At 72.4% G+C, this 18,178-nt stretch carries 16 protein-coding genes; 3 read left to right on the top strand and 13 right to left on the bottom strand.

All coding sequences use genetic code 11. The features are described from left to right. Nucleotides 1–35: 35 nt before the first annotated feature. The 6 genes from ACLJOK_RS21205 to ACLJOK_RS21180 all read right to left on the bottom strand — a co-directional run bounded on the left by ACLJOK_RS21205 (nt 36) and on the right by ACLJOK_RS21180 (nt 7,287). Entirely contained in the window at nt 36–2,291 is a 2,256-nt protein-coding gene (locus ACLJOK_RS21205; RefSeq protein WP_410820429.1) for a putative bifunctional diguanylate cyclase/phosphodiesterase, read from the bottom strand. A gap of 326 nt (nt 2,292–2,617) precedes the next feature. After that, nucleotides 2,618–2,851: a zinc-ribbon domain-containing protein gene (locus ACLJOK_RS21200; RefSeq protein WP_030331435.1), complete on the bottom strand. Its 234-nt coding sequence runs from the start codon at nt 2,849–2,851 to the stop codon at nt 2,618–2,620. A 178-nt stretch (nt 2,852–3,029) separates the two neighbouring features. Then, nucleotides 3,030–3,899 carry an SRPBCC family protein gene (locus ACLJOK_RS21195; RefSeq protein ID WP_410820428.1) on the bottom strand — a complete coding sequence of 290 codons (870 nt, stop codon included), beginning with the start codon at nt 3,897–3,899 and terminating at the stop codon, nt 3,030–3,032. After that, complete coding sequence (locus ACLJOK_RS21190; protein ID WP_410820427.1) at nt 3,892–4,449, bottom strand: helix-turn-helix domain-containing protein; 558 nt, start codon at nt 4,447–4,449, stop codon at nt 3,892–3,894. The genes ACLJOK_RS21195 and ACLJOK_RS21190 overlap by 8 nt, the downstream gene beginning before the upstream one ends. Before the next feature lie 100 nt (nt 4,450–4,549). Continuing rightward, on the bottom strand, nt 4,550–5,893 hold the full coding sequence (locus ACLJOK_RS21185; protein ID WP_410820426.1) for a class I SAM-dependent methyltransferase: 1,344 nt from the start codon (nt 5,891–5,893) through the stop codon (nt 4,550–4,552). After that, nucleotides 5,890–7,287, bottom strand: a complete 1,398-nt coding sequence (locus ACLJOK_RS21180) for an FAD-binding oxidoreductase (RefSeq protein WP_410820425.1) — start codon at nt 7,285–7,287, stop codon at nt 5,890–5,892. The genes ACLJOK_RS21185 and ACLJOK_RS21180 overlap by 4 nt, the downstream gene beginning before the upstream one ends. Nucleotides 7,288–7,380: 93 nt before the next feature. Here ACLJOK_RS21180 and ACLJOK_RS21175 point away from each other — a divergent pair, with 93 nt between their 5' ends. Together ACLJOK_RS21175 and ACLJOK_RS21170 are read left to right on the top strand one after the other, a co-directional pair. Continuing rightward, a complete protein-coding gene (locus ACLJOK_RS21175; protein ID WP_410820424.1) occupies nt 7,381–7,851 on the top strand; it encodes an aminoacyl-tRNA deacylase in 471 nt (156 codons plus the stop codon). 64 nt (nt 7,852–7,915) lie between these two features. Continuing rightward, complete coding sequence (locus ACLJOK_RS21170) at nt 7,916–8,629, top strand: RICIN domain-containing protein (protein ID WP_410820423.1); 714 nt, start codon at nt 7,916–7,918, stop codon at nt 8,627–8,629. 19 nt (nt 8,630–8,648) lie between these two features. Here the strand turns inward: ACLJOK_RS21170 and ACLJOK_RS21165 are convergent, their stop codons facing one another. Further along, nucleotides 8,649–10,004 carry an MFS transporter gene (locus tag ACLJOK_RS21165; RefSeq protein WP_410820422.1) on the bottom strand — a complete coding sequence of 452 codons (1,356 nt, stop codon included), beginning with the start codon at nt 10,002–10,004 and terminating at the stop codon, nt 8,649–8,651. A 1-nt stretch (nt 10,005) separates the two neighbouring features. Between ACLJOK_RS21165 and ACLJOK_RS21160 the strand changes: the two genes are divergently transcribed. After that, complete coding sequence (locus tag ACLJOK_RS21160; protein WP_410820421.1) at nt 10,006–11,013, top strand: GlxA family transcriptional regulator; 1,008 nt, start codon at nt 10,006–10,008, stop codon at nt 11,011–11,013. Between the two features lie 110 nt (nt 11,014–11,123). Here the strand turns inward: ACLJOK_RS21160 and ACLJOK_RS21155 are convergent, their stop codons facing one another. The 6 genes from ACLJOK_RS21155 to ACLJOK_RS21130 form a co-directional block, all read right to left on the bottom strand. Beyond that, the gene (locus ACLJOK_RS21155) at nt 11,124–11,588 is read right to left on the bottom strand and encodes a hypothetical protein (protein WP_410820420.1); all 465 of its coding nucleotides are present in this window, start codon (nt 11,586–11,588) and stop codon (nt 11,124–11,126) included. Between the two features lie 28 nt (nt 11,589–11,616). Further along, entirely contained in the window at nt 11,617–13,569 is a 1,953-nt protein-coding gene (locus tag ACLJOK_RS21150) for a VWA domain-containing protein (RefSeq protein ID WP_410820419.1), read from the bottom strand. Between the two features lie 2 nt (nt 13,570–13,571). Further along, complete coding sequence (locus tag ACLJOK_RS21145) at nt 13,572–15,032, bottom strand: magnesium chelatase (protein ID WP_410820418.1); 1,461 nt, start codon at nt 15,030–15,032, stop codon at nt 13,572–13,574. 56 nt (nt 15,033–15,088) lie between these two features. Continuing rightward, complete coding sequence (locus tag ACLJOK_RS21140; protein WP_410820417.1) at nt 15,089–16,165, bottom strand: hypothetical protein; 1,077 nt, start codon at nt 16,163–16,165, stop codon at nt 15,089–15,091. Between the two features lie 76 nt (nt 16,166–16,241). Further along, nucleotides 16,242–16,892, bottom strand: a complete 651-nt coding sequence (locus ACLJOK_RS21135) for a response regulator transcription factor (RefSeq protein WP_357270655.1) — start codon at nt 16,890–16,892, stop codon at nt 16,242–16,244. Further along, nucleotides 16,889–18,133: a sensor histidine kinase gene (locus ACLJOK_RS21130; RefSeq protein ID WP_410820416.1), complete on the bottom strand. Its 1,245-nt coding sequence runs from the start codon at nt 18,131–18,133 to the stop codon at nt 16,889–16,891. Before ACLJOK_RS21130 ends, ACLJOK_RS21135 begins: the two co-directional genes overlap by 4 nt. Nucleotides 18,134–18,178 lie beyond the last annotated feature (45 nt).

The following is an 18,178-nucleotide window of genomic DNA, read 5'->3' as shown; positions in this document are numbered from 1 at the left end:
CGGGAACCAGGCTCCTGCCTGCCGTTACGTGAGAGTCAACTCCGATTCTGGCCCACCATGGCGGGGGCGTCCGGCCGCCCGTACAGATAGCCCTGGCCGCGTGGGCAGCCGATCGCGGTGACCGCCTCGTGCTGACGCTCGGTCTCCACCCCCTCGGCGACCACAGCCAGGTCGAACGCGCCGGCCAGGCGGGTGACCATCTCCACCGTTGCGTACGCCCGGTCGTCGGTGCCCAGTCGGGCCACGAACGACCTGTCGATCTTCAGCTCGGTGGCCGGGATGCGGTGCAGGTAGCTCAGAGACGAGTAGCCGGTGCCGAAGTCGTCGATGGCGATCCGGATGCCCAGCTCCCGGAGCTGGTGCAGCCGCTCCAGCACCGCCTCGGTGCCCTCGATCAGCGCCGACTCGGTCAACTCCAGGGTCAACGCCCGCGGCGCCAGCCCGGCGGCGCTGGTGGCCGCCGTGACAGTGGCGATCAGGTCCGGCCGACGCAGGTGCGCGGCGGCGATGTTCACAGCGACGGTCGCCTCCGGCGCCCGCCCCCGCCAGGTCGCGGCGGCCCGACACGCCTGGTGGATCACCCAGCGGTCGATCGGCAGGATCAACCCGGTCTCCTCGGCCAGCGGCAGGAACTTCGCCGGCGGCAACATCCCCAGCCGAGGGTGCCGCCAGCGCACCAGCGCCTCGGCGCTGCGCACCGCGCCGGTGGCCAGGTCGACGATGGGTTGGAACTCCAGGTGCAGCTGATCCTCGTCGACAGCGCGGCGCAGGTCGGCGATCAACTCGGCACGGGAGACGGCCGACTCGCGCAACGCCGGCGTGCACGTCCGGTACGCGGACTTCCCGGCCGCCTTCGCCGCGTACATGGCGATGTCGGCGTCGCGCAGCAGGTCGGTGTGGGAGGCGTGCTGCGGGCCGTACTCGGCGATACCGATGCTCGCCGACGGGTGCACCCCGACGTCCTCCTCGTCGTCGGAGGGCCGCAGCGCGTCCAGCAGCCGCTCGGCGAGCCGCTCGGGTGACACCGGCCGTTCGCCGTCGACCAGCACCGCGAACTCGTCACCGCCGAGCCGGGCGATGGTGCCGTCGCCGTTCACGGCGGTGTGCATCCGGGCCGCGAGCCCGGTCAGCAGGGTGTCACCGGTGGCGTGCCCGAACCGGTCGTTGACCTGCTTGAAACCGTCCAGGTCGAGCAGCAGCACGGCCACCGGTCGCCCGTCGCGCAGGGCCAGGCGCAGCCGCCGGTTGAACAACAGCCGGTTGGGCAGCCCGGTGAGCTGGTCGCCGTACGCGAGCCGGCGCAGCCGGGCCACCAACCGGAGGTTCTCGTTGGCGGCCAACCCCTGCCGGACGGCGAGGGCGGCCAGCAACACCATCATGGTCACGAACACGAGCTGCGGGGTCTGCCCGGTGGGCAGACGGGCCAGCACCACGGCGATGATCGCCCCACCCACCGGCAGGTACGGCAGCGCCACCCGCCACCACGGCGGCAGCGGCGACTCGGCGGTGTCGTCGGTGCCGTCACAGTCCGGGGGCGGCGAATTCCGGGTGGCCAGGCCGATCAGCAGGTAGCTCAACGGCCAGCACAGGTCGATCGGGTGACCGGCGGTGTAGTCGGCGCGGGCGACCAGCGACACGTAGAAGACGTCGGCGACGACCCGCAGCGTGAGGCTCGCCGCGAGGACTGTCATCGGCCGCCACATCGGCCGGGCCGGCCCGGAGACCGCGACCAGGATGGTGAGCTGCATCAGGTCGAACATCGGGAAGAGCAGCCCCAGCGTGCGCGCGGGGTCGGCCAGCTCGGCGGCGGCGACCCCCCGGAAGACCAGCACCCAACCGATCGGCACCAGGGCCAGGGCGACGATCACCCCGTCCAGCAACGTACGGGCCCGCCCGACCGCGGTCCTCGGGGCGGACGGCGAGCTGAGCAGCGCGGCAGTGCCGGTGAGGATGCCGGCGGTGAAGACCACCCCGACCACCGGCGTGTGCGGCAGGTCGTCGCCGACGAGCCGCTGCACCGTCCAGATCGCCCGGCCGATCGCGGCCAGCCCCATGGTGAGAGCGAGCAGCGTCCAGAACCGGCGCAGCGGCGCCGGATGTCGACGGGCCACCCCGACGCACGCGAGCGTCGCCCAGCCGGCGACCAGCATCGCGCCGATGTCGCTGACCAGCGCGGCACCGGGCAACGCGGCGACCAACCAGCCCGCCTCCAGCAGGATGACCGCAGCCGCGACGAACGCGCCGGCGGGGTTGAGCGTCCCCGCAGCCTGCTTTCCGTCCTGTCGGGACACGGTCGCTCCGGCTCTTTCGTCGTGCGTGCACCCTCGGCGGCGCCGGTCCACGGCAAACCCCGAAAGCCTAACCAGCGCCCAGAAACGCCGCCAGAGCCGAACGTTCACCCCGCTGCGACTCCGGCCCTGGCCCCGGCCAGGGTCAGCGGCCCGCGGATCGGTTCCAGGGTGAACGGGGCAGTGCGGTGCCGGCCAACGGACGGCGTGCGCGGCGGCGTCTGCGCCGGCCAGGGGTGCAGGGCGGGCGGGCAACTGTGTGCACGGCCACGTCGGCCGAGGACGTTTGTCGGCCGATCAGCCAGCAGAGGAAGCGGTCCATCGTCGGATCAGCCGACCGGGAGGCGCTCGGCGTCGGACCTGGAGATCTCGTACTCCGCGCCGCAGAACGTGCACTGCTGCGCGTACCGGGTGCGGATTGGAATGAGCGGAATGAAGAAGAGTGTGAATTTCGTCGAGCGGCGGGTGATCACCTGCGCGGCCTGGTTGCCGCAGTGGCGGCAGACCTGCTGCACGACACCGGACCGGTCGACCTTGGTACGCAGACCAAAGATGAAGAACATCGCCCGCCAGTACCCACTCGACAGCGAAAAGTCACCAGATCCCGCCAGCGGATCTCCGAGACCCCGCGCGGCACACACAAGATCGTGCTCGATCCGGGATGTAGTGGCCTCCCGGGTGAACGAGGCCACTACATCGCTGATCGAGCACGATCTTGGCGAGACGATCAAGACGAAACGCTCAGCTGGCCGGCGCGGGCTCCAGGCCGGGGATCTCCTCGGAGAGCCAGATCGGCTGCCAGCTCGGCACCTCGTGGAAGCGGCGCAGCTCGAACAGCCCGGCAACCGACCCGCTCCAGGCCCCGTACGGGGGCTTGGCCTCGTCGAAGCCGCTCTGCACGAAGGTCAGCGTGGTCCGGCCAGCGGACTCGGCCAGCTCCCAGCTCGTCACGCCGGTCGGCCCCCAGTCGACGGACAGCCGCCGGCCGGGCTCCAGGTCGACGACCTTGGCCGCGTAGCCGGTCTCGAAGCCGCCCATGGCGTACCGGCCGCCGACCCAGGGCTCGATGCCGATCGGGTAGCCGAACCAGGCGCTGGCCTGCTCGGAGTTGGTCAGCGACTCCCACACCTTGTCGGCGGGGGCGGCGATGACCAGCTCACCGCGCAGGTCGGCGGAGGTGAAGTCGGTGCGGGGCAGCAGTGGCTTGCCCTCCACGTGGGCGGCCAGGTTGGCGATGGACAGCGCCCAGTACGTCTGGAGGACGCCCCGGATGGTGGAGCCGCTCATCGCCTCGGCGAAGTCGAAGTGGCTCTGGATCAGCGTCAGCACTGTGCTGTCGGTGCCCTCGGCGGTGAGCTGGAGTTCGGTGGTGGTCTCCACCCCGTCGAGCAGCCAGCCGAAGCGAAGCGTGTCGTCGTCGGCGTGCAGCAGCCGCTGGTGCGGGGCGTCGCCCTCGGGCGTGTAGCGGCCCCAGAACTCGTACCGCTGGGGCAGCTCGACCTCGGCGTGCTCGGCCAGCCAGAGACGCAGCTCGGCCGGGTCGGTCAGGGCCTGGCGGACGCGCCCGACGGGCGCGGAGAGACGGGCCTGGACCTTCATCGGCTCACTCATTGTCGTTCCCTTTCGGATAGCAGGCGACGGCCAGCTTGAAGGCATCTCCTTCGCTGCCGCCGTAGCGGGTGAACAACTCCTGAAGTGCGGTTTGCAGGTCGTGCAGGAACTGCTGGCGCTGCTCGGCCGGCACCCGGATCTCGCCGGAGACCCCGATCGAGGGCAGCTCGGGGGCCGCCCGGTCCAGGCCGGCGATGTCGGCCTGGACCTCCTCCATCAGGTCGAGCAGGTAGCCCAGGCTCAGCTCGTCGCGGGCCCGGCGCAGGCCGATCCGGCCGACGAGCCGCGGGGAGAGCCAGTAGGACCGGGCGGCGGCCTGGTAGATGCCTTCGGTGATGCCGCGGACCTTGCGTTCGCTGACCAGCTCGACGAGGCCGGCCGCGACGAGCTGCTTGACGTGGTAGTAGACGCGCTGCGGCGTCTGGTCGAGTCGGGCCGCGACCTCGGTGCAGGTGCGCGGCTCGGCCAGTTGCCGCAGCACCTCGACGCGCTGCGGCTTGAGCAGGACTTCGGCCTGCTCGATCTGCTCCAGGTACAGGACATCTCTCATAGCAAAATCAGTTTGTACGTACAAAACTTCTTTGTCAATCGCTTCGCGAGAAGCCGCGCCGACTTTTTCGACGCGGCCTCAGGCGGCGCTCAGCAGGTGATCAGGGCAACCAGTCCGGTCGCAGCGGGTAGCCGCTCACGCCGTTCGGGCCGTTGTGGGTGGCCAACACCTGGTGCAGCTGGATGCCGTTGCGCTCGAACGCCATCCGCGACCCGGCCATGTAGAGCCCCCACACCCGGGCGGTGCCCGCGCCCACCTCCGAGACGCAGAAGTCCCAGTGCTCAACCAGGTTGCGGCACCAGGCGGCCAGCGTCAGCGCGTAGTGCTGGCGCAGGTTCTCCTCGTGGTGCACCTCGAACCCGGCGTCGTGCACCTCACTGATCAGCCGGCCCGGACCGGCCAGCTCACCGTCCGGGAAGACGTACCGGTCGATGAACGCACCCGAGCGGTGCGGCGCGCGGTTGTCGGCGCGGGTGATGCAGTGGTTGAGCAGTCGCCCGCCCTGCCGCAGCCTGCTGCGCAGCGCCCCGAAGTAGGCCGGGTAGTTGCGCACCCCGATGTGCTCGGTCAACCCGATCGAGGAGATGGCGTCGAACTGCTCGGCCGGCGCGTCCCGGTAGTCCAGGTATCGCACCTCCGCCAGCTCGCTCAACCCCTCCCGCTCGATCGCGGCCTGCGCCCACTGCGCCTGCGCCTGCGACAGGGTCACCCCGAGGGCCTTGACGCCGTACTCGCGGGCGGCGTGGCGCACCATGCCACCCCAGCCGCACCCGACATCCAGCAGCCGCATCCCCTTCTTCAGCGCCAGCTTGCCGGCGACCAGGTCGTACTTCGCCGCCTGGGCCTGCTCCAGCGTGTCGTCCGGAGACCGGAAAACCGCGCAGGTGTACGTCATCGACGGGCCGAGCACCTTCTCGTAGAAGGCGTTGGAGACGTCGTAGTGGTGCGAGATGGCGGTGCTGTCACGCACCCGCGAGTGCCGCAGCCCGTTCATCACCCGCTTCCAGCGGGGCTGCGCCTCCTGCGGCGGTGCCGGCGGCGGCATCAGCCGCTCCCAGCCCAGCCCACGGACCAGCGCCAGCCCCTCGGCCAGCGACGGTGGGCGTAACCGCAGCTCGTCCTTGAGCACCCGCAACGCCTCGTACGGGTCACCCGGGTGCACGCCCTGCAACGCCAGGTCACCACTGACGTACGCCCGGGCCATACCCAGGTCGCCGGGTGCGGTGAGCAGGTACGACAGCCCACGCTCGGAATGAATCGCCAGGGTGATGCCGGCGTCGGACGGGCCGACGGCGCTGCCGTCGTACCCGGTGATCCGCACCGGCAACGGCCCCGTGGTGACCGCGCGGATGACATCCGCGACGGTCGGACCCGTGTGCCGGCCCCCCGCCGGCGGGGTGGCGGGGACGCTCGCCGCCCCCTGATCTCTGTCGGTCAGGCTCATGCTCGTGCTACCGCCTTTTCGTACAGTCCCGTCAGCCGGTGGTCCGGGTCGTAGCGGTCTTTCACCGCGCGCCACGTGTCGCCGCCGTAGAGGCGATCGAAGGCGTCCCGGTCGTAGTACGCGTCGGAGTAGAGCGACTTGTGGCCGCCCGACTCCGACACCCTGCGTTCGATCGTGCGGTTGACGTCGCCGTCGGCGGCGCCCGGCGCGATCGGCACGCTCCCCCAGAACCCGATGTTGACGTAGTCCTGCCCGGGCCGCAGCGGATACAGCGGCCAGGACCGCGCCGAACCGGACCCCGCCGGCTCACGCAGTCGCAACGGGCACAGCCACACCGGGTTCATTCCCACAGCGCCGGCGAACCAGCGCAGGAAGTCGGCAGTACGGTCCAGCGGGATCTCCACGTCCTGCACGACCCGCTCCCGGGCCGGTTGCCCGCGCAGCCGGTCGATCCGGGCCGCCACCTGGTGGCGGTGCTCCAGCCGGACCAGTCGGTGGTAGAAGTCGCTGCGCCGGTAACGCGCCGGCCAGAGCCTGCGCACGACCGGGTGCTGCGCGCCGAACGCCGACGAGCACCAGAACCAGTCGGTGTCCCAGCGCCACAAATAGTCGTACGCGGTGAGCACGTCGCGGGTGCGCTGGCGCAACGACCGGTAGTAGATCGCCTGACCGGTGTAGTCGCTGGGCGGGTCGGCCGCGTCGGTGAACGTGGCGAAGATCAGGTACGCCTCGCCGGGGCTGAACATCACCCCGTCCATCGCGTCCACCGGTTCGCCGGCCCAGGACCGGGTGGCGGTCACCTCCGCGATCGCGTCGGTCAGCGCCTCCAGTTGGGTGAACCGGACGTTGCGCAACGCCACGTACCGGCCGACCGGTTGCAGCTCGATGCGCAGCCGGGTGGCGTAACCGAGGCTGCCCAGCGAGTTGGGGAACGCGGTGAACAGGTCGGCGTGCTCGCCGTCGGGTCGGGCGGTGATGATCTCGCCGGAGCCGGTGAGCACGTCCAGCTCCTGGACCGACTCGTGCGGCAGGCCGTTGCGGAACGAGGTCGACTCGATCCCGAGGCCGGTCACCGCGCCGCCCAGCGTGATGGTGCGCAACTGCGGCACCACCAGCGGCATCAGGCCGTGCGGCAGCGTCGCGTCGACCAGGTCCTCGTAGGTGCACATGCCCTGCACGTCGGCGGTACGGCCGGCCGGGTCGACCGACAGCACGCCGTTCAGACCACTCACGTCGAGCCCCGGAGTCCGCAGAGCGGACCGGGGGCGGAACAGGTTGGAGGTGCGTTTGGCCAGCCGAACAGGCTCGCCAGTGGGCACTGCGGCGTACGACCGCCGCAGCGTGTCCACCGCTTGATCATGGTCAATCGGTTGATCCACACGCTCAGCGCGCATGTGATCACCTTACGCTCGCGGTTTGGAAACCGTGGGATGTCGGCGCTGGCAGTTTCCCGTCCGGGGGCAGGCCCGACGGCTACCGTGGCGGGCATGCCATCGCCAGCGATCACCGCCCTGGACGCCGCCCAACTGTCGTATCGCCTGGTCAGCCACGGTGCGGTCGGCAGTCTCGCGGAGGCCGCCGCAGCCCGGGGCGTGGCCGTCCCCGACGTGGTCAAGACGATAGTGGTCCGGCGTGGTGGAAACGATCACCTGTTCGTGCTCACCCCCGGCGACCGGGTCATCTCCTGGCCCAAGCTGCGCGCCCTGCTCGGGGTGCACCGGCTCTCCATGCCGGACGCGGCGGGCGCCCTGGCCGCCACCGGTTACGAACGCGGCACCATCACCCCGTTCGGCGCGAGCACGGCCTGGCCGGTGGTCGCCGACGAGCGACTGCGCGGCCGGGAGATCACACTGGGCGCCGGTGAGCGTGGTCTCGCCATCGCGATCGACGCCGACGCCGCGATCGCCGCCCTCGACGCCACAGTGGCTGACGTCACCGACCCGCAGCCCACCCGCTGAGCCTCGCCAACAGCCGCACCGCCGGGCTGGCTCCGGCGCGACGTCGTGGGTGAGGATGACGCGTATGTCCGCGCCCGAGGAACGTCCCGACCCCGCCGGCACCGTCTACGGCGGTCACCGGGCACCGCGCTCCGGCCCGCTGGCCGATCCGCTGCTGCGGGTCGCGGTGGCGGTCGGGGCCGTCGGCGTACTCCTGGGGGTCGTCTTCGCCAGCGGGCTGCTCGACGGTGACGACGAGCCGGCGGTGCCGGCGTCGGTCGGTACGCCGTCCGGCGCGGCGCAGCCCAGCGAGCCGGCCGGCGAGCCGAGCCCCACCGCACCGACCGAGCCGTCACCGACCCCGTCGGCCAGCACGCCGGCCGCCCCGCCCACCGGGCCGCGGGTGCTGCGCGCCGCCTCGGGCCTCTGCCTGGGGCTCGACGGTGACGGCGAGAAGGCCGAGGCCGAGTTGGCAGTGTGCAACGGCGCGCCGGAGCAGCAGTGGGTGGTCAGCCCGGCCGGCGCGGGCGTGCTGACGTTGACGAACGCCAAGTACGGGCAGTGCCTCGACGTCGAGGGCGGCAGTGGGGACGACGGCGCGCGGTTGCAGCAGTTCCCCTGCCACGGCGAGGCCAACCAGCAGTGGCGGTTCGGCGGGACCGGCAGCAGCGCGGTGCTGCTCGTCGCCGCGCACAGCAACAAGTGCGCCCAGGCCGACGACGACGCCGTCGAGGCCGGCGAGGACATCCGGCAGCGACAGTGCGACGGCCGGCCGGCCCAGCAGTGGACAGTGGGCTGACCCGCCGACGCCTCGCGGTTCAGCCCCGGAAGCTCCACGCCCTGGGTGCGGTCGCGGCGACCAGCACGGCCTCCGGCACTCCTCGCCCGGGTCGGCGGCGCAGCAGCAACGACAGCCCGGCGGCGCCGATCGACAGCGCGCCCGCCACGTACCAGGCCATCGCGTAGTCGCCCAGCCGGTCCCGCACCAGCCCCGCGCCGGTCGCGGCGACCGCCGCGCCGAGTTGGTGTGCGGCGAACACCCAGCCGAACACCACAGCTCCGGCGCCGCCAAAGTACTCCCGGCACAGCGCCACCGTCGGCGGCACGGTGGCCACCCAGTCCAGGCCGTAGAAGACGATGAATACCAGCATGCTCGGCTCGGCGGTGCCGGAGAACAGGCTCGGCAGCACCAGCAGCGACAACCCGCGCAGCACGTAGTACATGCCGAGCAGCAGGCGGCTGTCCACCCGGTCGGTGAGCCAGCCGGAGGCGATGGTGCCGACGATGTCGAAGAGCCCCACCAGGGCGAGCAACCCGGCCGCGGTGGTCTGGGGCATGCCGTGGTCGTGCGCGGCCGGCACGAAGTGCGTACCGACCAGGCCGTTGGTGGTCGCCCCACAGATCGCGAACCCTCCGGCCAGCAGCCAGAACGGTCGGGTCCGGGCCGCGGTGGCCAGCGCGCCGAGCGCCCGGGTCGCCGCTCCGCCGGTCGCCGCCGGCGCCGCGACGACAGCGGTCGCCCCGTAGGCGGGCAGGCCGAGATCCGCCGGATGCTCGCGCAGCAGCCACACCACCAGGGGTACGACCGCCAGCGCCGCTGCGGCCACCAGAAGCGCGGCGGTACGCCAGCCGTGGTCGCGGACCAGGATGGCGATCAGTGGCAGGAACACCAGTTGCCCGGCCGCCCCGCCGGCGGTCAGCACACCGGTGACCAGGCCCCGCCGGTGGACGAACCAACGGCCGGTGACGGTGGCCACGAACGCCAGCGCCATCGAGCCGGTGCCCAGCCCCACCAGCACACCCCAGCAGAGCAGAAGTTGCCAGCTGGCCGTCATGAAGATCGTCAACCCGCTGCCCGCGGCGACCAGCAGCAACGCCACCGAGACCACCCGGCGGATGCCGAACCGGTCCATCAGGGCGGCCGCGAACGGCGCGGTGAGGCCGTAGAGCAACAGGTTGACCGAGACGGCCGCGGAGATCGTGGCCAGGGGCCAGCCGAACTCCTCGTGCAGTGGGTGCAGCAGCACCGACGGGGTGGCGCGGAAGCCGGCAGCGCCGACCAGCGCCACGAAGGCGACGGCGGCGACCAGCCAGGCGGGATGCAGACGGCGGTTCTTCGTCACGGAACAAGTCTGAGCCGGTCCACCCACCTCGACGAGTGGCCGGAAAGCCATCATGCGCAATAATCGGGCCATGAGCGCTCGCCCGCACCGGATCGCCGTACTCGCTCTGCACCAGGTGGTCGGCTTGGACCTCGGCACCCCGTCCCAGGTCTTCAGCACCGCCCGGGCCGCCGACGGGACACCCTTCTACGACGTCCGGGTGTGCACCCCGGGCGGGCAGCCGGTACGCAGCACCGCCGGCTTCCAGGTGGTCCCGGACCACGGTCTGGAGCTGCTCGACACCGCCGACACGGTGATCGTCCCCGGCATCCACGACGGCACCCCGTTGACCTCGGGCGTCGTCGAGCCGGAGGTGACCGAGGCGCTGCGCGCGGCGTACGAGCGGGGTGCCCGGGTCATGTCGATCTGCACCGGGGCGTTCGTGCTCGCCGCCGCCGGGCTCCTCGACGGGCGGCGGGCGACCACCCACTGGGCGTACGCCGAGCGGTTCCGCCACCTGCACCCCCGGGTGGACCTCGACCCGGGCGTGCTCTTCATCGCCGACGACCGGGTGCTCACCTCGGCCGGAGTCGCCGCCGGCATCGACCTGTGCCTGCACGTCATCCGCCTCGACCACGGCAGCGAGGTGGCCAACCGGGCGGCCCGCCGCTGCGTGATGCCACCGTGGCGCGACGGCGGTCAGGCGCAGTACATCGAGCAGCCGGTGCCGAAGGCGACCGACACCAGCACGGCTGGCGCAAGGGAGTGGGCGCGGCACCGGCTGCACGAGCCGATCGCGCTGCGCGACCTGGCCGAGCAGGCGCGGATGAGCGTGCGCACCTTCACCCGACGCTTCCGGTCGGAGACCGGCCTGAGCCCGGCCCAGTGGCTGCTGCAACAGCGCACCGACCACGCGAGACTGCTGCTGGAGACGACCGAGCTCACCGTCGACCAGATCGCCCACCGCTGCGGTTTCGGCACCACCGCCGCCCTACGCCAGCAACTCCACCAACGCATCGGCGTGGCCCCGTCCACCTACCGCCGCACCTTCCACCCCCGCCCCGAGCTGATCGAGACCTGACCCCCGCCCAATCCCCCGCCGATCGTGCACTTTGGGTTGCCTGAAAGTCCCTTACGTCTATTTATATCGAGACAGAAAGTGCAAGATCGACGCGGTCTGGGGGGCTGGGCTCACGGGCGGAGCTCGTGTAGCTGGGACTGGTGTTTTGGTAGGTGCACCCTCGTGTGCAGGTCCAGGGTGCGGGACCAGGGCAGCGGCTCGTCGACGATGAGGTCGAAGCCCTCGCGTAGGTGCGTCTCGACAGGGGTCTCCGCTGCCAGACCGAGCTGGTCGACCAGCCCGCACAGCCGGTCGCTGGTGCCGTGCAGCAGCGCGGTGAGGCCACGCAGACCACCCTGCTCGGCGGCGAGCGCGTCGAGCTGCGGGCGGTGCATGTCCTCTGCCAACTCGTAGTAGGCGAACGGCGACCCGGCCAGCAACGCCTCGGTGGCCTGGATCATCAGCTCGTCGTTGGCGACCAGATGCGCGACGATCTGCTCGGCACTGAGCTGCCCCTGCGGAGCCGGACCGAACCCGCCAGCGTCGACCTCCGCGAACAGGGCACCGTAAGCCCGTCGCAACTCCCCGCTCTCCATCCCCCCAGTCAACCCGCCGCGGCGGGAGTTAGCGGCGGGATTGGCGGGAGCGGAGGTAGTCGCTGACCACGTACTCGCCCAGGTCGTCGGTGTCCGGGGTGAACATGCGGCCGCGGCTGCGGCGGGCCACCGCGTCGACGAAGCGTCGCAGGCCCGGGTCGTCGCCGAGCATGAACAGGTTGAGCGTGGCGCCGTAGCGGCTCAACCGGTCCACCTCGCGGACCGTCGCCTCGATCGTCTCCGGCAGCGGCGGCCAGTGGAACAGCGCCTCCCCGTCGTCCGGGTCCAGGTGCGCGGTCGGCTCACCGTCGGTGACCACCAGCACGATCGGCTCGGCGTCCGGGTGCCGGCGCAGGTGCCGGCCCGCCAACCGCAGCGCGTGCTGGAGGTTGGTGCCCTGCTCCATGTCCGGCTCCACGGCCGCCAACTCCTGCTGGGTGAGCGTCATGGCCTCCCGGCCGAAGCCCACTATCTGCAGGGCGTCCTGCGGGAAGCGCGTCTCCATCAGGTGCGCCAGCGCCAACGCCGTCTGCTTCATCGGCCCCCAACGACCCTGAGAGATCATCGAGTACGACAGGTCGACGCAGAGCACCACAGCGGCCGAGGCCCGTCTCTCGGTCTCCACCACCTCGAAGTCGTCCACCGCGAGCTGCACCGGGACCGTCGGCCCGGCCCGACTGACCGCCCGGGTCAGCGTGCGGACCACGTCCAACGGTTGCTCATCGCCGTACTGCCAGGGCCTGGACGCGCCGCTGACCTCGCCCGCAGCGCCGGCCGAGCGCAGATCGTGCTGCCCGCGCGGCCCGGCGGTCAGCTCCGCGAAGACCTGCCGCAGCGCTGTCCCTCCGAGCCGGCGCAGCGCCTTCGGGCTCAGCGTGAGCCCTTCGGCGTCGCGGCTCACCCAACCCTGGCGGCGCAGCTCCCGCTCCAGATCGCGCAGCCGGCGAACGTCGTCGGCCGCGTCCCGGCCCAGCGTGCGCGCCACCGCGTCGACGTCCACGTCGTCGAGGGTCGCCCCCGGGTGTTCCTGGTCGAGCTGGTCCAGCAGGTCGTCCAGGTCGCCGATCTCACCCAGCGCGCCAGCCGCGTCGGCGTAGTCCAACGGCTGGTCGCCGCGGACCCGCTCACCCCGCCCCCAGCGCAGATCGGGTCGCAGCGCCCGCAGGTTCGCGTCGAGCGCTGACAACTCCCCGGCGAGGCGGTCGCCGAGCGACTGCTGCATGAGGCCGGCCAGCTCGGCGCGCTGCCGTTCGGAGAGCGAGTTCATCAGCCGCTCACCGGCGGCCGCCCGGCGGGCCAGCACGTCGATCAACTCGTCGACGTTCGCCGGCTTCTCCGGAAAGAAGTCGCCGTGTCGGCGCATGAACTCGGCGAACGCGTCGGTGGTGTCCTCCGCGCGGCCGTGCCGGGCGAGCAGGTCGTTCAGGTCGCCCATCATCTCGGCGAGCCGCTGCTGGGCGGCCGGATCGGCGGAGGCGCGCACCGCGTCGCGCAGCCCGGCGAAGCGCTGACCGAGCACGTCGTCGCGGAGTTGGTCGAGGATCTGCTGGTACGAGCGGCGGGCGTCGTCGCTGGCCCACTGGTAGCCGGACAGCTCCTCCACCGCCCGTGCCGTCGAGCGGGGCAGGTTGTCCAGCACCGCCTCGGCGAACCGCGCGGCGTCGTCGTCGCGACCCCGCAGCTCGTCCCGCTCGGCGGCGAGGGCCTGGTCGAGCAGGGCCTGGGCCCGGGTCACCGCGCCGTCCAGGTCGCCCCTGCGCAGCGCCTCCCGGCGCAGCCGCCGAGCCCGGGCGGCCAGGTCGTCCAGGCCACCCCGTCCCTGCGGGCCACGGCGCAGCAGGTCACGCAGCGCCTCCCGCAGGCTGCCGCCGGCCAGCACCTCGGCGCCGACCGCGTCCACCGCCTCGCGCACGTCGTACGGGGGTGCGAGCGGGTCGGGCCCGCCGTTCCACTGCCCGTAACGGAACCGGTTGCCGGCCATGGTCAGCCCCGGCCGCCGTAGACGGTGCGCCCCGAGTCGGTGACGTCCTTGCCGAGCCGGCGGGTCAGGTGCAGCCCTTCCAGCACGAACTCGACGGCGGCAGCAGCCACCTCCGAGGTGGGCGCGTCGCCCAGGTTGAGCCGGTCCAGGACCTTCGCCAACCCGGGTACGGTGCCGACCTGGCGCAGCAGCTCGGCGGCGCTGACCAACTCGCCGGTCTCGATCGCGGCGCCGTCCTCGACCAGGGCGGTGAACCCGGACAGGTCCAGCCCGGCCAGGTGGGCCCGGAACGTCTCGGCGGTCGCGGTACGCAACAGGTGGGCGAGGATCTCTGTTTCCCGGCCCTCCTCGCCGCTCTCGAACTCGACCTTGCCGCGCAGCGTGCTGGTCACCGACACCGCGTCACCGACGCGGGCAACGGCGACCTCGGGGCGTCCGTCCGGGGTGCCGGAGGCGGCGAGCAGACCGGCGCGACGCAGCGCGGCACCGGCGACAGTCTCGGCGGCGGCGATGGCGAATCGGGCGGAGACACCCGATCGGGGGTCCACCGACGGCGACTCCCGGACGGCGCGGGCGAAGCGGGCCAGCACCTCCAGCACGTGCTCCGGCACCTCGGCGACCAGGTCGGCCTCCTGGCGGATCAGCGCCAGCTCCAGCTCCAGGTCGACCGGGTAGTGGGTGCGGATCTCCGCGCCGAACCGGTCCTTGAGGGGGGTGATGATCCGGCCCCGGTTGGTGTAGTCCTCCGGGTTGGCGCTGGCCACCAGGAGCAGATCCAGTGGCAGGCGCAGCTGGTAGCCGCGAACCTGGATGTCCCGCTCCTCCAGCACGTTGAGCAGCGCCACCTGGATGCGCTCGGCCAAGTCGGGCAGCTCGTTGACGGCGAAGATGCCCCGGTTGGTGCGCGGCACCAACCCGAAGTGGATGGTCTCCGGGTCGCCGAGGGTACGACCCTGGGCGATGCGGATCGGGTCGACGTCACCGATCAGGTCGCCGACGCTGGTGTCCGGTGTGGCCAACTTCTCGCCGTACCGCATCGAGCGGTGCAGCCAGCCGATCGGCAGGTCGTCGCCGGCCTCCGCGACCTGGGCGCGGGACGCCGGGGTGAGCGGGTGCATCGGGTGCTCGTTGAGCACCGAGCCGGGCAGAACGGGGGTCCACTCGTCGAGCAACGCGCCCAGTGAGCGGATCAGCCGGGTCTTGCCCTGGCCGCGCTCGCCGAGCAGGACCATGTCGTGCCCGGCGAGCAGGGCTCGCTCGACCTCGGGCAGCACTGTGTCGTCGTAGCCGACGATGCCGGGGAAACGGGTCTCGCCGGAGCGCATCCGGGCGAGGAGGTTGTCGCGGAGTTCCTGCTTGACGGTGCGGTACTGGTGACCGGCCGCCCGTAGCGCGCCGAGCGTGCCGGGCAGGTCGGCCGGTGGAACCGGGATTACCGGGGTAGGCGCAGTCACCCGACCCACGCTAGCTCACATTCGCAGGGGCGCCCCGGCATCAGGGGGCACCCCCGCTACCACCCTCAGTCCCGGTCGCAACGCCGGCAGGTGCCGCGGCGGCGCAGGTGGTACGCGTAGGTGGCCGCGCCGAGCGCCACGCCCCACACCGGCCAGAGCAGCATCGGCGCCCCGGTGATGCTCAGCCCGCCGGTCAGCCGCCAGAACTCGGGGTTGCTGAGCAGCCCCAGCGAGGCCGCGGTCACGGAGATGGCGACCAGGGTGGCCGGCACCACGGCCAGCTTCACCGGCACCCGCCGGCCGGCGAGGCCGATCATCCAGCGCGGGAACCGCTCGCCCCAGCCCTGGACCAGGCCGAGGGTGAGGATCGCGCCGACGGTGGCGAAGGCGGCCAGCCCGAAGCCGGCCCAGACCAGCCCGGTGTCCTGCATCTCGGTCAGGAACTCGCGGGAGATGCCGAGCGGGATGCCGGCCGCCCAGGCGAACCGGGTCAACGCGTACGTGAACGGGATGACCGCTGCGATGCCCACGGCCCACCGGCCCCAGCGGGTGGCGGCGGCCGGGGTGGTCCACAGCTGGCCGGTGTCGGCGCGGCCGCAGCCGACGCAGGCCCCGGCGGTACGGCGCTGCCAGGTGAGCACTGCCCCGACCAGCAGCAGCCCGCCGGCCAGCGCCGCGAACCGGCCGAACAGCGCCCAGTTGAAGAGGTCGGAGTAGTCCACCGGCGGCCAGCCGAACGGCGCCCCGACGATCAGTATCGGCAGGTAGCCGAGCATGAGCAGCACCCGGACGTCCGGCACGACCAGGACGAGCACGAACGCGACAGCCCAGCCGTAGCCGGCGAGCAGCGCCCGCAACGGGCCGGGTGGGCGCGCCGCCGGGCGGCTCATGGCCAGGGCGGCCACCGCGGCGGTCAGCAGTACGCCGGCGAAGAGCGGGGTGGCCACCTCCGCCGGCACCAGGCGCAGCAGGCTGACGTCGCCGCCGTGGGGGTCGTTCGGGCCGAACGGGTAGCCGGCGCCGGTGAGCGTGCCGATCAGGGCGAGCACGCCCCACAGGCCGAGCCAACCGGCAGCCAGTGGGGCGAGCCGGTCCGACCAGCGGGAGTCGGTACGGGGTGGGGAGGCAGTGATCGTTGTCATGCTCTCAGCCTCGACGGACAGCCGCCGGATTCCCTCCCGGCCTGCGGTGAATTCGCTCCCCCGCTGGAGGGACGGATCAGCCGGACGGGGTGACGAAGCCGGACTCGTAGGCGGCGATGACCGCCTGCGTGCGGTCGCGGACGCCCAGCTTGGCCAGCACGTTGCCGACGTGCGTTTTCACCGTCTCCACCCCCACCACCAGGTGCGCGGCGATCTCCGGGTTGGACCGGCCGGTGGTCATCAACCGCAGCACCTCGGCCTCCCGTTCGGTGAGCCGGGCGGCGCTCAACCGGTCGCCGCCCGCTGGCCCGTACGCCCCGACCAGTTGGCGGATCGCGGCCGGGAAGAGCAGCGACTCGCCGGCCGCGACCACCCGGACCGCCTCCACCACCTCGGCGGGGCGGGCCCGTTTGAGCAGGAACCCCGACGCGCCGGCGCGTAGCGCCTCGTAGACGTACTCGTCGTTGGCGAACGTGGTGACCACCAGCACCCGGGGCGGGTCGGCGGAGGTGGCCAGCAGGTGCCGGGTGGCCTGGATGCCGTCGATGCCGGGCATCCGCACGTCCATCAGCACCACGTCGGGCCGGTGCCGGGCGACCAGCGGCGGCACCTCGGCGCCGTCGGCGGCCTCGGCGAGCACGTGCAGGTCGGGTTGGGCGTCGATGATGGCTCGCAGCCCCACCCGGATCAGCTCGTCGTCGTCGACGATCAGCACTCCGGTGGTCATGTCGTCTCCTCGTACGGCAGGCGGGCCCGGATCAGCCACTGGTCGCCGTCCGGGCCCACTGTGAGCCGGCCGCCGAGCAGCAGCACCCGCTCCCGCATGCCGTCCAGGCCTCGACCACCCCGCCCCCGCTGGGCCCGGTCGGGGTGGCGCACCGCGTTGACAAGCTCCAGCTCCAGTGCGTCGCTGTGCAGGTCCAGGCGTACCGTCACCGGCCCGTGGCCGTGCCGGGCCGCGTTGGTCAGTCCTTCCTGGACGATCCGGTAGCCCTCCCGGGAGACCACCGCTGGCACCCGGGTCGGGTCGCCGGCGCGTTGCGCGTGCACGGCCAGGCCGGCCGCGCGGGCGTCGGTGACCAACCGGTCCAGGTCGGCGAGGGTACGCTGCGGCGCCACCACGGGCCGGTCGCGCCCGTTCTCCCGGAGCAGCCCGAGCACGTGGTCGAGGTCGTCCATCGCGGTCCGCCCGACGTCCTCGATGGCGGTGAGTGCCCGCCGGACGAACTCGGGGTCGGTGTCGAGGACCTCGCGGGCCGCCCCGGCCTGGAGGGTGGCCACTGTCAGCGCGTGGCCGACCGAGTCGTGCAGCTCCCGGGCCAGCCGGTTGCGTTCGGCGAGCCGGGCGGCCCGTGCTTCGAGGGCGGCGATCCGCTCCGCCTGAGCCGGGCCGAGCAGCACCGGTGCCATGGATCCGGCGAGCGCGCCGAGCCCGGCGACGGCGTAGCCGAGGCCGACCAGCAGGAGCACCCCGGTCACTGTCAGCCAGCCGCTGTCCTGCCCGTCCAGTGGCCCGAACTGTTCCCGGCTGGTCAGCTCGGTGCCGACGCCGAACTGTTGGGCGATGAACGCCAGCGCCATCGGCAGGGCGCTGAACAGCGCGATCATCACCACGGCACCGACGATGAGGTGGGTGGCGATCCAGAGCGCGCTGCGCAGCCGGGTCTCCCGGTCACCGTGGTGGCCGGGCGCGGGTTCGGGCAGATCGACGCCGAGCAGGGCCCGGACGGCGGCGATCTCCAACGCCCGGCTGCCGTCCACCAGCAACGGGACGACAGCGATCAGCACGGCGATGACCAGCAGGACGTAAACCAGCGGGCGCGGGATCGCCGAGTCGGCGAGCAGTTGGGCGAAGGTCACCGCGAGCAGCCCGTACGGCAGTGCCAGCACGCCGCCGAGCAGCAGGAACACGCCGCGCCGCCAGGTGGTGCCGGCGACCAGCGGGGCCAGCGCCGCTCGGACTGTCACCTCGTCATTCTGCTGCCCGACCGGGTCCCGGCGACTCCCCCGCGC

The sequence above is a fragment of the Micromonospora sp. 050-3 genome (assembly GCF_046549335.1).
Lineage (GTDB): Bacteria > Actinomycetota > Actinomycetes > Mycobacteriales > Micromonosporaceae > Micromonospora > Micromonospora trifolii.
The sequence above is the reverse complement of the archived record's forward strand: the minus strand, read 5'-3'. Positions and strand labels throughout refer to the sequence as shown.

What these genes read in the sequence shown, in the direction of transcription:
- ACLJOK_RS21180 (WP_410820425.1), bottom strand. Translation starts at nt 7,287, where the DNA reads ATGCGCGCTGAGCGTGTGGATCAACCGATTGACCATGATCAAGCGGTG.
- ACLJOK_RS21165 (WP_410820422.1), bottom strand. Translation starts at nt 10,004, where the DNA reads ATGGCTTTCCGGCCACTCGTCGAGGTGGGTGGACCGGCTCAGACTTGT.
- ACLJOK_RS21160 (WP_410820421.1), top strand. Translation starts at nt 10,006, where the DNA reads ATGCGCAATAATCGGGCCATGAGCGCTCGCCCGCACCGGATCGCCGTA.
- ACLJOK_RS21150 (WP_410820419.1), bottom strand. Translation starts at nt 13,569, where the DNA reads ATGGCCGGCAACCGGTTCCGTTACGGGCAGTGGAACGGCGGGCCCGAC.
- ACLJOK_RS21190 (WP_410820427.1), bottom strand. Translation starts at nt 4,449, where the DNA reads ATGAGAGATGTCCTGTACCTGGAGCAGATCGAGCAGGCCGAAGTCCTG.
- ACLJOK_RS21185 (WP_410820426.1), bottom strand. Translation starts at nt 5,893, where the DNA reads ATGAGCCTGACCGACAGAGATCAGGGGGCGGCGAGCGTCCCCGCCACC.
- ACLJOK_RS21195 (WP_410820428.1), bottom strand. Translation starts at nt 3,899, where the DNA reads ATGAGTGAGCCGATGAAGGTCCAGGCCCGTCTCTCCGCGCCCGTCGGG.
- ACLJOK_RS21135 (WP_357270655.1), bottom strand. Translation starts at nt 16,892, where the DNA reads ATGACCACCGGAGTGCTGATCGTCGACGACGACGAGCTGATCCGGGTG.
- ACLJOK_RS21200 (WP_030331435.1), bottom strand. Translation starts at nt 2,851, where the DNA reads ATGTTCTTCATCTTTGGTCTGCGTACCAAGGTCGACCGGTCCGGTGTC.
- ACLJOK_RS21170 (WP_410820423.1), top strand. Translation starts at nt 7,916, where the DNA reads ATGTCCGCGCCCGAGGAACGTCCCGACCCCGCCGGCACCGTCTACGGC.
- ACLJOK_RS21155 (WP_410820420.1), bottom strand. Translation starts at nt 11,588, where the DNA reads ATGGAGAGCGGGGAGTTGCGACGGGCTTACGGTGCCCTGTTCGCGGAG.
- ACLJOK_RS21175 (WP_410820424.1), top strand. Translation starts at nt 7,381, where the DNA reads ATGCCATCGCCAGCGATCACCGCCCTGGACGCCGCCCAACTGTCGTAT.
- ACLJOK_RS21140 (WP_410820417.1), bottom strand. Translation starts at nt 16,165, where the DNA reads ATGACAACGATCACTGCCTCCCCACCCCGTACCGACTCCCGCTGGTCG.